Source organism: Alteromonas sp. MTD1, from assembly GCF_042848195.1.
In the GTDB taxonomy this organism is placed as follows: Bacteria; Pseudomonadota; Gammaproteobacteria; order Enterobacterales; family Alteromonadaceae; genus Alteromonas.
Genome location: NZ_BTGG01000009.1, coordinates 13,279 through 26,429, shown reverse-complemented (window position 1 = coordinate 26,429; position 13,151 = coordinate 13,279). Strand labels below are relative to the sequence as shown.

The window sequence follows — 13,151 nt, the reverse complement described above, 5'->3', positions numbered from 1 at the left end:
GTGTTCGCAGTTATCCAGCAGCAAGACTTTGACCAAGGTACTTTGTATAAACAGCTTCAGCAAAATGCACATAATGCAGCTGCGGGGAACACGGGGGCCATCGTTACGTTTACTGGCTTAGTAAGAGACTATAATCAGTCAGGGAATATAGACGGCATTGAACTGGAGCACTATCCAGGCATGACTGAAAATGCGCTGTTATCGCTAGTAGAACAAGCTGTGTCTCGATTCTCACTAACAAGTGCTGGTGCCGTTCACAGGGTTGGGCGTATTTTAAATGACGAGCAAATTGTATGGGTTGGAGCAGCCGCGCCTCATAGACAAGCCGCTTTTGATGCCGCGTGCTTTTTGATGGATATGCTAAAACAGTCGGTTCCGCTATGGAAAAAGGAATTTAAAGGTGCCGATGAAAAGTGGGTACAGGTGAAAGCCACAGACGACCAAGCTGCACTTAAATGGATGCAGAAACGTTGAGGGTTAACGACGTTTTGCATCGAAGCGGTGCTCTAGCCGTACACGATTTTTATCTTATCTCATCTCCACTTATCGCTTTGTTTAAACGGTCATTGTTGATGCGTTTTGTACTTTTCTTTTTTTCTATATGCCTTATTTTTCCTTTACCGTTACGCGCAGCCGAGAATGCATCGGTTAATGTGGCTGTTGCTGCCAACTTTGCAAAACCGCTTCGAGATATCGCCAGTGAGTTCACGCAGTTAACCGGTGTCGATGTAGCTATAACGGTATCGTCTAGCGGTACTTTGTTTGCGCAAATTCAGCATGGCGCTGGCTTTGATGTGTTTTTATCCGCAGATCGCAGCCGCCCGCAAGCCCTTGTTGACGCCCATTTGGTACATAGCGACAATCTAGTGAATTATGCACTTGGACGGTTAGCATTTGTGTATACCAATGAAAAAAATGCCAACTACGCATCTCATTCTGAGATAAGCCCTGCACAGTTTTCGAAAATATTTGAAAGTGAAATGTCGGTGGCAAATGCAAAACTGGCTATCGCCAATCCAAAGCTTGCGCCTTACGGGGTTGCGGCTGAGCAAGTTTTAGCAAGTATGCAGACTCGACAGCTTCATCAACAAAGCCAAGACCAAACGCAAACTGAGCAAAATCCAACTTCAGCAATGTTTACCAAGGTTAAAGGAAAGAACGTACTGCAGACCTATCAATTCTTTACCACAGGCAGTGTTTCTGGTGCTTTAGTGGCACATTCACTTACGCTTGAGTCAGAGAAAAAAGGCGATTCTGAGAATAGTGTACTTGTACCAAGCACCTATTATTCGCCCATTGTTCAGTCGCTTATTATAAATAGCAAATCGGCGGCGCAACTAGTGCCCAATGTGTTTAATGAAATAAGTGAAACAGAAATACGGCTAAACGGAGAAATTGCAGAAAGGCTTAAGGGTATTTCCTCTAGCCATCTGTTTGTGCAATATTTACTGTCGCAGAGGGTGCAAAACCGGTTACCAGAGTGGGGCTACCTTCCAGCAGTTGCCACGCCCCAACAAATAAGTAAGTAGCCTCTACATAGAATAAATACGGTAAAAAAAACACGGTGCTAGCAAGTACAAACACTACACAGCCACGATATAAATAAGGTTTAAACGCAGAAACAGGCCTATGTAATGAACATAACTCACATATTGCAAAATTGAATTAACTATTTATGTCCTTTTTCAGTCATATCAGTGACCCGGCCAGCTTAAGTGCTATAGCACTTACTTTGAAGCTAGCAGTATTAACAAGTGCCATTTTACTCGTGATTACACTGCCGCTCGCGTGGGCGCTAGCGAATTGGGAGGGCAGAGCCAAACCCTTTGTTATGTCTGTTTTCGCGCTACCGATAGTGTTACCGCCAACAGTATTAGGGTTTTATTTACTCATTGCCTTTTCTCCTCAAGGTTGGTTGGGGCAAACATGGCAAGCGGTAACTGGTTCAACCCTAGCGTTTAGTTTTGAAGGCTTAGTTATTGGGTCGGTTATTTACTCGTTTCCCTTTGCGCTACAGCCTCTGTACAGTGGTTTTTCACAGTTCGAGCGGGGGTATTTAGATGCCGCCTATTCATTGGGCTTTTCAAAATTAGAAGCGTTTTGGCGTATTATGGTACCCATGTGTAAAGCTTCGATTATGGTGGCTGTAGGGTTAAGTTTTGCCCACACTATTGGCGAGTTTGGTGTTGTATTGATGATAGGTGGCAACATTCCGTCAGAAACACAAGTATTGTCGATTGCATTGTATGAAAATGTTGAGGCGTTAGACTACGAAAAAGCGCATGCGCTGTCGCTGACCCTGTTGGCATTTTGCTTTTTATTACTAAGCGTGCTGTACAAATTTAACGGTATGCCGTTATCACGTGTACCAGCACCGAGCAGCAACGCAGAAACACTCAGAAAAACAGAAACACATGGCGACACAGCACAAAAGGGAAACGGTTTGTGACTTCAGTAAACGTTAACTTTCCCGGTCGTATTAGCGCGTCATTTTCGTGTGAAAATAACGCACGCGTTGTGGGCGTTACAGGGCCATCAGGGGCGGGGAAAAGTTCACTGCTGCGTGCCATTGCCGGTAGTGAAAAAAGCGCCGTGGTTGAGTGTGGCTGGGTAAGCTCAAGGCGCGATAATGCTGATAAAAACGTAAACACTCGCCAAGTTTCAAAAGTAGGTATTGTGTTTCAACAGCCTATGCTGTTCCCTCACGTGGATGTTACAGGCAATTTTAAACTGGCTCAGCGGCATCAAGGTGTTAAAGCCCTTTCTGTGGATAAGGCCGCGGCAGGCTGTTGTTGTGAGCATCTGCTAGATAAACCTATTTCGTCGTTATCTGGCGGTGAGGCTCAGCGTGTGGCAATAGCACGAGCACTTATTAACGGCCCTGATGTGTTGCTGCTAGACGAGTCATTAAGTGCTGTTGACGTTGTAACTCGACGAAAAATTTACCAATTTCTAAAACAGCACTGCGAGGCAACACAAACTACATGTATTTTTGTGTCTCATGATTTAGAAGATCTCGCTTTGTTCAGCGATGCACTGGTTTACATTGAAGACGGTAAGTTGAAATATTCCGGCTCTCCTAACGATGTGCTGAGCAATATATTTAACTCCGGGCTTATTGATAACCCCAGCGCGGTACTTTGTGGCTCGTTACGCGACAAATTAATTGACGCTGACAGGCAATCAAAAACGCCTTTCGCGGAAACATCAAGCTGGCCGGCGTCAGTTAAAGCAATAAGCATTGGCGATCAAATTGTTTATGCTTCTCATCAAGCTGCAGTTGTGGAAAATTGCTTGGATAGTCAGGTGTCGTCTGCGCAACACAATAATACGAGAAAAGTAAGCGTTGCCGTAAAAGCCAGCGATGTAAGCCTAGACACAAATGTAAGCATGATGAAAGAAGCGCATACATCAAGCATGTTAAATGCCTTGCTATGTAAGGTTTCACATATTGCACCGCTGGGTAGTAACAAAGAGGCAAAAGTGTTGATAACACTGAGCGTGCTCAATTCACAAGAGCATTTTCACAAGGGCTTTCACAAAAAAACGCACAAAAGCGCATTTGACAATCCTCCTGAGCGACGTCAAACCCTCTATGCCAGCATTAGCGAACTGTCTGTCACTAGGCTAAAGCTGAAAGAAGGGATGCAGGTTCTAGCCAGGTTTAAATTGCTTTAGAGTAGCGCTGAGACATTTCATCTTCGTGAAAATATGCGTCAAATTTCACACAAATTGCTCTAATGTATATTCGTGCGCTCTCAGGCACTAAAAGCCAGTGTTTTTTCATTAATAGTAAACCGTCATTTTGAAGTGGCTTAAGCTTCTCAATGGTTTTGTGAAAGTACTCGCTAAATACAATTGCATGTCTCTTTTCAATTTCTTGTATATCAACCTGCATATTGCACATAAGACTTGAGATTACGTCTCGCCGTATTAAATCGTCTTTGGTGAGCGTTAAGCCAACAACAGCAGTGGGTAACTTGTTGTCTATTTGAAGGTAGTAGTCATTTAACTTTTTAGGATTTTGAGCAAAAGCGTTACCTAGGGAACTGATTGACGATAACCCCAACCCGAGTAAGTCGCTATCACCGTGAGTGGTATAGCCTTGAAAGTTGCGATGCAGCACGCCATTTTTGTAGGCAACTGCTAGTTCGTCAGTTGGCTTGGCAAAATGGTCGAGCCCTATTTTTTCGTAGCCAATACCGGCAAAGCTTTCAACAGCATAGCTATATAGCTCAGACTTTAATGTGGCATCGGGCAGCATATCGTCACTGAATTTCCGCTGCGCTGCGAAACGCTCGGGAAGATGTGCGTAACTAAATAATGAAATTCTATCGGGTGCCATTGCTTTCGTGGCCGCTACTGTTGTTTTAAACGTTTCTAAGTTTTGGTGTGGCAGACCATAAATTAAGTCTAAATTTACCGAGTCGAAGCCAAGTGATTTTGCCTCAAACACTAAATCGGCAATATGTGAGGTACTTTGCACACGATTAATCGTGTGTTGAACGTTGTAGTCTGTGTCTTGTAAGCCAAAGCTTAAGCGGTTATAGCCAAGCTGCTTTAATGTTCGTAAATAGGGTTTAGTGACGTTTCGTGGGTCGAGTTCTATAGACAGGGTGGCATCTACCTCGAACGAAAAGTATCGGCGCAGAGTCGACATTAATTCAATATGCTGTGACTCACTAAGAAAGCTTGGTGAGCCCCCTCCCAAATGCAGGCTTACAATGCGCTTTGCGTCAGCCAGATGTTGGCGTGCAATAATTTCTTTTTCAATATAGCGCAAGTACACATCAGCTTTTTCGCTGTGGCGGGTCACTATTTTATTGCATCCGCAGTAATAACAAAGTGTTTTACAAAACGGGATGTGTACGTACAAGCTCAGTGTGTCAGCATCGCTTTTTTCATTCGCATCAACAAGAATGTCGTGGGCTACAGGGGCAAATTTTAATGCAGTAGGGTATGACGTGTAACGTGGGGCATGTTGGGCATACATTTCAAGAATGGTTTTACGGTGCGATGCTATTTTACTGTCAGTCATAATCAATTACTTGCTAACACGTGTAGAAAGGGGATAGGTTTAGTTTACTCATGTGGATGGAACACACTTTGATCTACTTCAAACTTTTGCTTTTAAACACAGCACTGTTGGTTTTATTTCCCTTGTTATTGGCGCAAGGGCTATGGGTAAGAAGGCGCACGCTGCGTCTTCCTGAACCTGATGGTGAACGCCTATTTGAGAGCCCTACTTTTTGTGAGAAGAGTGGAGTAAATGTACTCGTTCTTGGAGATTCCGCCGCAGCAGGTGTTGGTGCCACCCATCAGCAGCATGCGTTGTCTGGGCTTTTGTATTCCGCTTTGTCTAACGTAGGTAGCGCACGGGTAGTGCTACAGGCGAAAACAGGGTATACCAGCGAAGATGTGCTTAACATGTTGCAAAACGCATCTGTGGAAAAGTTTAATGTTGCTCTTATTTCTGTAGGCGTAAACGACGTTACGCATTTCACATCACTTCGCCGCTGGCAGCAACAATGCCAGCAAATAAAAGCTCTGTTAGCTAGAAAGTTTCAGTGTAACCTCGTAATATTCAGCGAGCTTCCCCCAATTAATCTGTTTCCAGCTATTGTACAGCCGCTGCGTTGGGTATTAGGACAGCGAGCAAAGCTGTTCAATCAAGCACTGCGGGATGTTGTATGTTCACAGAATGCGAAGGGTGAAGCTAGTAGCGTGTTTTTGCCCCTTGATATTATGTACAATCCCAAAAATAACGATGCCGATGTTGTTGTCGATGCAGGTGCCAATACTCATACTAATATCAATGCCAATACCCAAGTAAACACCGAGAGCGCAAAGAGCCCGCGAAGTGAAATCGTTGCGCGCTTTCAAGATATGAAAGACAGTGGGTTTATGGCAACCGATGGATTTCACCCGTCATCCAAAGCGTATTCACTGTGGGTTGACCGCATTATGGTAGTGTTGAATAAGCAAACATGGATAAAATCGTAAGGTTACTGGATTTATAAGAATGCAGTGTTTCCATTATCCAACACAAGCGAATCCAAAAAGCAAACATCGCTAAGAAGCGAGTTAATGCTACAAATACAGGCAATAAGACATGAGTAATCACGTTAATCATTTACTTTCACAATGGCTACCGCTTAAAGATAAACACAAATGGGTACTTGGATTTATCTTTAAAACACAAGGGTCTTGTTACCGCAAGGCGGGCGCCATGATGTTGTTTAGTGATGCAGGCCATCAACTTGGAATTTTAAGCGGCGGGTGTTTAGAAAGTGACATTGTTAAGAAAGCCCATCGCGTTATGGATGATGGAAAGAGCCGAACAGCGGTGTACGACGATGAAGATGAAGAGGATATCGCATTCAAATTGGGCGTTGGCTGTGGCGGTGTTGTGCACTTGTCATTAGTTTCATTAAACCAAGATAATCAATATTTAGAACTTGATAACGTTAGTCGTTTGCTGTCACAAGGAACAGCCTGTACGTGGGAATGCGATATTGCTGGGAAGCAGGGGAAATGTACAGCATTAGACACTCTTAATGTTCGTCCTCAAAAAGCGAAACTGGAACAACAGGAAGGCACACAAACGCTTGCTGTTACACATGTCCCACCTATCCATCTATTAGTTATCGGGGGAGGCTACGATGCCACCTTTATGACGCAAATGGCTAAAGCACAAGGGTGGACGGTTACACTGTGGGATCCTCGACCAGCCCAAGCAAGGGTAGAGCATTTTCCAGAGGTGAATTTCCTAGTTGAAGACACTGATATTGAGGCGTTAAATATTCACATCGCCCAGCATGGTATTCACGCTGCAGTGTTAATGTCGCATCATCGAGATATTGATGCAAAGTCACTTAAATTGCTAAGTCAGCACAAGCTAATGTATATCGCTATGCTGGGACCTTTGCATAGAAAGCAAGAGATCATGACATTAGCCGGTGTATCAGATACCTCTTTCTGTGACTACTTTGCTAGCCCTGCCGGTTTTGATATTGGTGGCGATTTGCCAGAGCATATTGCGCTTTCGGTTATTGCGCAGTGCCATGCAGTTTTTTACAAGAAGCCAACTGGAGCCAGCTAGAAAAAAGTAATTGGCAAACAGTGTGCGCGCACCCTTAAATTAAAAGTGCGCGCTGATATTCCAAGCGTGTCGACAGCTTAAAATGACTTTCTAAATGTAATACCAAAACTGCGCGGTGCACCGGGGTATGCCATTATTTTCCCAGTTTGTACTGGTACGTCAAAGCCGCTTCTTGCCACATATTCTTCGTCAAAAAGGTTACGTGACCAAGCAATAATCTCACTGTCCCATTGCGGTATCGACATGCTTAGTCGTGCATTTACTACACTGTAAGCATCTTCGAACTTGTATGGGTCGTTTGCGTCATCAAGATAAACATCACCAGTATATTGATAGTCTACGCTGGCTGTGAACGCGTAGTCGCTAATATCGAAGTGCTGATTCAGCATAATTGCCAAGGTATTTTGCGGTTCAAAACCAACGCGATCACCATCGCGTGAGCAAAATGGATCGGTAGGGTTCGCTCTACCTGGGTCGTCAATACCGGTGTGCCAGGTATAAGCAACCCAGCATGTTCCCTGTTCGAATTCATCAAAGTTAGCTAGCGTACGCGCAGCGGCTACGTGAATTTCGGTGTTAGGTGTTACCAGCCATATCGCTTCAACTTCTAAACCTTGTACAACAATATCACCGGCGTTTTGAAGGTTAAAACCACTACCCGTGAAAGTTGTTGCTTGAAAATCGCTAATGCGTGTGTAGTGTGCTGCTGCGTTTATCCGCACATCATATTGTTCAAAATCATGCTTTATGCCTATTTCACCACTTCGAGATTTCTCTGCGTCAAAGAGAGGATCGAAGGAAGGCTGAATTCGGTCTGTGTTTGTTCCCCCAGCTTTAAAGCCTGTAGCAAAGCTTACATAAGTGAGGGTGGTGTCATTTAACTGATAGGCTAGTTTTACCGTGCCAGTTACCTGATTATCATCAAGTTCAGCTGACAATGCAGGCCTCGGTAAGACTGCAGCGCTACCTAAAAAGAAGTAACCCCAGCCAGGTTGTTGAAAAGGCGCAATCGCGCCCAATGCTGCTTCAGAGGGTAGGGTGTCATTAAGAAGTGCTACACCAATCTCTTGTAAAGCCAATGCGGCATTATTGATGTTTGGCCATCTTAACGGGTCTTGTTCAAGCCCATTAATGCCTGGCCCTTGTTCAAAGTATTCGCCCTCAATGGATTTCTTTTCTCGCGTAAAGCGAAGGCCTGTGGTCAACGTAAATGCATCAGTCAAAAACCAGTCGGCTTGCGCAAATAACGCTATACTGTCTTGATCTTGATACGCGTTATGTTCAAATGCAGTCCCCGCAGGCGCCGGTGCGGCTGAAGGTGCAATTAACCCTCCAGTTAATGCACTGAACTGGTCGATTGCATTTGCTAACGGCAGTAAATCTGCGGCGGCAGCAGCAAAGAAAGCACCAAAGTCTTGCTGCGTAGTGGTATCAAACGAAAGGTCTAAGTTTTGACTGAAGTAGTAGGCTCCCATCATTGCTCGCAGAGTATCACTGCTGTAATGCAATCTTAGCTCTTGTGAGAAAGACTGTTGCTTAGCATCGTTAGTGGCTGTTAATAAATCGGCATTAGAGAAGTCGGTATCTACCGTATCTAGACTGTCAAAAGCGCGGTATGCAGATATGCTAACTATATCCCAAGCATCATTGAGCTCAGCATCAATTTGAAGCGATAAACCTTTGTCTTCCATTTTAGATATTGGCGTTTGAGACAAAGACGTGCTGTAGTCAAAGAAGTCTGAACGATTGTAAATGGTCGCATTAAAAGGCGGTTGAAGCAGAAGCGCATCAGTACCAAACTTCCCAGGAATTTCATTTGCCTGAATATTGTCTTGCAAAGTAAGCGCGCCACAGCAGCGCTCGTTAAGTTCACCGTAGTCGGCAATAAAACGCATACTTATTTTGTCGTTTGGAGTATATAGCGCCTGGGCTTTAATTGCTGAGCGGTTTCTATTATTCAAGGTTTGCCCTGAAGTCTCATCAGTAATAAAACCGTCGCTTTGTGTATTAAACCCTGAGAAACGCACTGCAAGTACATCGTCAACAACCGAAAAAGATGATGCCCCGCTTACACGCACTAAATTGTCGTTTCCTAGTAATACTTCTGCAAAGCCATTATGACCATCATGACTAGGTGCTACAGAATTTACTGTCATTGCTCCCGCGGCAGTATTCTTGCCGAACAACGTGCCTTGAGGGCCACGTAATATCTCGACCGATTCTACATCAACAAGGTCGTTAATCAGCGCATTTTGGCGAGAGCGATATACGCCGTCTACGTATAAACCTACCGATGACTCAAAACCAAAGTTCTGTGCAGAGGTACCAATACCACGAATAGAAAAGCCTGAGTTGGTAACACTTTGGCTTTGGAAGGCAGCGAATGCCGGTACGTAATTTTGCAGGTCGAATATGTCGCGACTTACTGTTTCTGTAAGGTCTTTCCCTGATAGCGCCGTAACGGCAACGGGTACGGTTTGAAGGTTTTGTTCTGTTTTTTGTGCCTGAACAACGATGTGTTCAAGTTCGGTATTTAGTTTGTCGTCGGCGCTAGCGCAAAATGTTGAAGATATTAGACAAACAGTGATGGCATTGGCCAAGCGTGTTAGCCGGTGTGATGTCCGGTCTGTTACGTTAATAGGTGACTTCATTATTTTTCTTTTATGTAACGAGGCAACGTGAATCCAGTTTCAGCGCTGACCAAAGAAGCATCATGCTTCAAGCAAATACAATCACGATTTTCTCGTGCCCGAATGCGTATCATCCATTAATTTAAGCAACGTATTTGATCCGCATCCTTGACCAAAAGCTAATTGCCACGTTGCTTACTTTGAAAGCCTAATGGGGCTAAGTTGCATGGATATGAATCAAACATGTCACTTTTTGTTCAAACTGCATGCGCTTTATACCATACCAAACAATTCTCATAGTTTCACATGATGCATACCCATTCAAAATATCAATTAAACTTATATTGCTCTATTCCTTAGTATGGTGAGATAAAGTTTACAACTTAATAACATTAGAGAGCAGTATGGCCGACATATATTTGGTACGCCACGGACAAGCGTCATTTGGAAAAGCCAACTACGATAAGTTAAGCGATTTAGGGGCTCAACAAGCCTTCTGGCTTGGCGACTATTTTAAGCAACGCGAAACGCAGTTTGATGCCGTATTTATGGGCGATATGGTAAGACATAGAGAAACTCAGGAGGGAATTGCTAACGGCATCAAATCTGAGGCCTATTGCTTACCTGAGGTTCAAACTAACAGCGCACTGAATGAGTTTAATTTTCAAGCCGTGGCTGCTGCTTATTTGGCGCGCTTTCCTGATCAAAAAGTGCCTGAAGGAGCGCCTGCCTCTGAATATTACCGGTTACTTCGAAAAGCGATGCTTGCGTGGTCAAAAGATGAACTTGAGCATAGTTTGTTGGATGAAACCTGGAAGGCGTTTGAGGGAAGGGTAAGCGGCATGCTAGAGCATTTACAGCACACGGATGCAAAACGTGTATTGGTAGTCAGTTCCGGTGGTGCAATTGCCATGATGCTCAAACAAATTCTAGGGTATAGCGATGAAACGGTTATAAATATGAACCTTCAAATTCGCAATGCCAGCTTTTCTCAATGCTTTGCTAATCCGCGAGGCTTGCATCTTAATAATTTCAACAGCGTACCTCACCTGGATGTGTTAGACAGGTTGCACGCCATTACTTATAGCTAACGAGGGCAGTTATGAACTTTGAATACAATGAAAAAACCCAAGCACTTCTAGATAAGCTGCGTGCGTTTATGAATGAAGAAGTTTACCCAATTGAAAAGGACTATATTCACGCAGTCGAAAGCGGTGCTTCAAGTGATGCAGAACGTTGGAAAACACCTGACATGATGCAAGCCCTCAAACAAAAAGCGAAAGATGCAGGATTGTGGAACTTGTTTCTTCCCGAAGAATATAAACCTTATGGCGCAGGCTTAACTAATGCTGAATATGCGCCGCTGTGTGAGGAAATGGGGCGTGTTCTATTTAGCGCCGAAATTTTCAATTGCAGTGCGCCAGATACAGGCAATATGGAAGTAATCGCAAAATATGGCAACGATGCGCAAAAGAAGCAGTGGTTAGAACCTTTGCTTAACGGTGAAATTCGTTCTGCGTTTGCTATGACCGAGCCTGCGGTTGCATCGAGTGACGCGACAAATATAGAAACGTCTATAAAGCGCGATGGTGACGAATACGTTATCAACGGGCGAAAGTGGTACACCAGCGGTGCCATGAATGAAAACTGCAAAATTATGGTTGTGATGGGGAAAACTGATTTTGACGCGCCGCGCCATCAGCAGCAGTCGCAAATTCTTGTGCCAATGAATACCCCTGGCGTAAAGGTTGTTCGCCCAATGGCGGCAATGGGCTATTACGATGAGCCAGTAGGGCATGCAGAGATTGTTTTTGATGATGTTCGTGTACCTTCTGAAAACTTGCTGCTAGGTGAAGGGCGAGGATTTGAAATTGCACAAGGTCGCTTGGGGCCTGGCAGAATTCATCACTGCATGCGTTTAATTGGCTGTGCGCAGCGCGCGCTTGATATGGCGTGTGAACGCGTAGAGCAACGCGTGGCTTTTGGAAAGCCGCTAAGCAAGCAGCAGTCGGTGCGTGAAAGCATTGCGAAAATGCACTGCGATATTGAGCAGGCGCGGTTACTCACGCTAAAAGCTGCCGACAAAATGGACCGGTATGGCAACAAAGTATCGCGCGATCTTATTGCAGCGATAAAAATAGTGGCACCCACGATGGCCTGTAATGTGATTGATGAAGCTATTCAAATGCACGGCGCGGCAGGTACAAGCCAAGACTTTGTGTTATCGGCTATGTATGCCTATGCTCGTACCATCAAGTTAGCAGATGGACCAGATCAAGTGCACATGATGCAGCTTGGTAGAAATTTGATTGCAGAGAAAAATGCATAAGGAGTGAGTGTGTCACAGGATCATGCTAACACGCCCCACGCCATCAATTTAACCACGCTGAATGACTATCTGTCTTCAGCGTGTCCTGAAGTTGGCGCGGTAGAGGTTGCTGAAAAATTTGCAGGTGGACAGTCTAATCCTACCTTCAAACTTATCACTGACAACGGCACGTTTGTACTTCGCCGCCAACCGCCTGGGAAGCTTTTAAAATCTGCCCACGCGGTAGACAGAGAATACCGCGTTATCAGTGCGCTGCAAGACAGCAGTGTACCTGTGCCTACGGTATTTCATCTTTGCGAAGATACCAGCGTTATCGGCAGTATGTTTTACATCATGGGTTATGTTGAAGGGCAGATTTATTGGAATAGTGCGCTGCCTGAAATAGCGTCGCCGAAAACACGCGGTATGATGTACGACGAGATGAACAGCGTGCTTGCTGCGCTACATAGCGTTGATATTGAAAAAGCCGGATTGTCAGACTATGGCAAGCCAGGCAGCTACTTTGAACGTCAGTTAAGTCGGTGGACTAAGCAATACCGCGCTTCTGAGCTTGAGCATATTGAAGAAATTGAAGCTCTGATAACGTACTTAGAAGCGAATTTACCCGAAGATGATGGTCAAGTATCGTTGGTGCATGGTGATTTTCGTCTAGATAACATGATGTTTGATATGTCAGATAGTAATAACCCCCGGGTGATTGCTGTTCTTGATTGGGAATTATCAACGCTAGGGCACCCTTATGCCGATTTGGCATATCAATGTATGCAATTGCGACTTCCAAGTGACATTGCCCACGCAGCCGGACTGGGTGGTTTAGATAGAGAAGAATTGGGTATACCAAGTGAAGAGGCGTATATCGATGCTTATTGCCAGCGCCGCGGTATTAGCAATATCGATAATTGGACGTTTTACTTGGCGTTTAGTTTCTTCCGGTTGGCTGCCATTTTGCAGGGTGTAGTTAAACGTGCACACGATGGCAACGCATCAAGTGAAAAGGCCATGCAGCTAGGAGCAATGGTTCGACCTCTTGCACAAATAGCGAATGAAACCATTCATCAACGTTAATATTTTTGAACAGGATTTGGAGTAT

The 13,151-nt window shown here is 44.6% G+C and carries 11 protein-coding genes; 9 read left to right on the top strand and 2 right to left on the bottom strand.

Annotated features, from left to right (window positions below; all coding sequences use genetic code 11):
• The 4 genes from ACGHAV_RS12975 to ACGHAV_RS12960 all read left to right on the top strand — a co-directional run bounded on the left by ACGHAV_RS12975 (position 1) and on the right by ACGHAV_RS12960 (position 3,678).
• Positions 1–474, top strand: coding sequence for a molybdenum cofactor biosynthesis protein MoaE (locus ACGHAV_RS12975; RefSeq protein WP_390381357.1), 474 nt, complete (start codon positions 1–3; stop codon positions 472–474).
• Positions 456–1,529: a molybdate ABC transporter substrate-binding protein gene (gene modA / locus ACGHAV_RS12970; protein ID WP_390381354.1), complete on the top strand. Its 1,074-nt coding sequence runs from the start codon at positions 456–458 to the stop codon at positions 1,527–1,529. Before ACGHAV_RS12975 ends, modA begins: the two co-directional genes overlap by 19 nt.
• Before the next feature lie 146 nt (positions 1,530–1,675).
• On the top strand, positions 1,676–2,449 hold the full coding sequence (gene modB, locus ACGHAV_RS12965; protein WP_390381351.1) for a molybdate ABC transporter permease subunit: 774 nt from the start codon (positions 1,676–1,678) through the stop codon (positions 2,447–2,449).
• Positions 2,446–3,678 (top strand): ATP-binding cassette domain-containing protein, encoded by a 1,233-nt coding sequence (locus ACGHAV_RS12960; protein WP_390381348.1) that lies wholly within the window; start codon positions 2,446–2,448, stop codon positions 3,676–3,678. Before modB ends, ACGHAV_RS12960 begins: the two co-directional genes overlap by 4 nt.
• Here ACGHAV_RS12960 and hemN read toward each other — a convergent pair.
• Positions 3,665–5,038, bottom strand: a complete 1,374-nt coding sequence (hemN, locus tag ACGHAV_RS12955; RefSeq protein ID WP_390381345.1) for an oxygen-independent coproporphyrinogen III oxidase — start codon at positions 5,036–5,038, stop codon at positions 3,665–3,667. The two genes, ACGHAV_RS12960 and hemN, sit on opposite strands and share 14 nt — an antisense overlap.
• A 68-nt stretch (positions 5,039–5,106) precedes the next feature.
• Between hemN and ACGHAV_RS12950 the strand changes: the two genes are divergently transcribed.
• Together ACGHAV_RS12950 and ACGHAV_RS12945 are read left to right on the top strand one after the other, a co-directional pair.
• On the top strand, positions 5,107–6,003 hold the full coding sequence (locus ACGHAV_RS12950) for an SGNH/GDSL hydrolase family protein (RefSeq protein WP_390381342.1): 897 nt from the start codon (positions 5,107–5,109) through the stop codon (positions 6,001–6,003).
• A gap of 109 nt (positions 6,004–6,112) precedes the next feature.
• A complete protein-coding gene (locus tag ACGHAV_RS12945) occupies positions 6,113–7,102 on the top strand; it encodes an XdhC family protein (protein ID WP_390381339.1) in 990 nt (329 codons plus the stop codon).
• A gap of 77 nt (positions 7,103–7,179) precedes the next feature.
• Here the strand turns inward: ACGHAV_RS12945 and ACGHAV_RS12940 are convergent, their stop codons facing one another.
• On the bottom strand, positions 7,180–9,753 hold the full coding sequence (locus ACGHAV_RS12940; RefSeq protein WP_390381336.1) for a TonB-dependent receptor: 2,574 nt from the start codon (positions 9,751–9,753) through the stop codon (positions 7,180–7,182).
• Positions 9,754–10,136: 383 nt separating this feature from the next.
• On the opposite strand from ACGHAV_RS12940, the gene ACGHAV_RS12935 reads away from it, so the two are divergent.
• The 3 genes from ACGHAV_RS12935 to ACGHAV_RS12925 are packed head-to-tail and all read left to right on the top strand — an operon-like array spanning position 10,137 to position 13,126.
• Positions 10,137–10,823 (top strand): histidine phosphatase family protein, encoded by a 687-nt coding sequence (locus tag ACGHAV_RS12935; RefSeq protein ID WP_390381333.1) that lies wholly within the window; start codon positions 10,137–10,139, stop codon positions 10,821–10,823.
• 11 nt (positions 10,824–10,834) lie between these two features.
• On the top strand, positions 10,835–12,061 hold the full coding sequence (locus ACGHAV_RS12930; protein WP_390381330.1) for an acyl-CoA dehydrogenase family protein: 1,227 nt from the start codon (positions 10,835–10,837) through the stop codon (positions 12,059–12,061).
• Positions 12,062–12,070: 9 nt separating this feature from the next.
• A complete protein-coding gene (locus ACGHAV_RS12925; RefSeq protein WP_390381327.1) occupies positions 12,071–13,126 on the top strand; it encodes a phosphotransferase family protein in 1,056 nt (351 codons plus the stop codon).
• Positions 13,127–13,151: the final 25 nt, after the last annotated feature.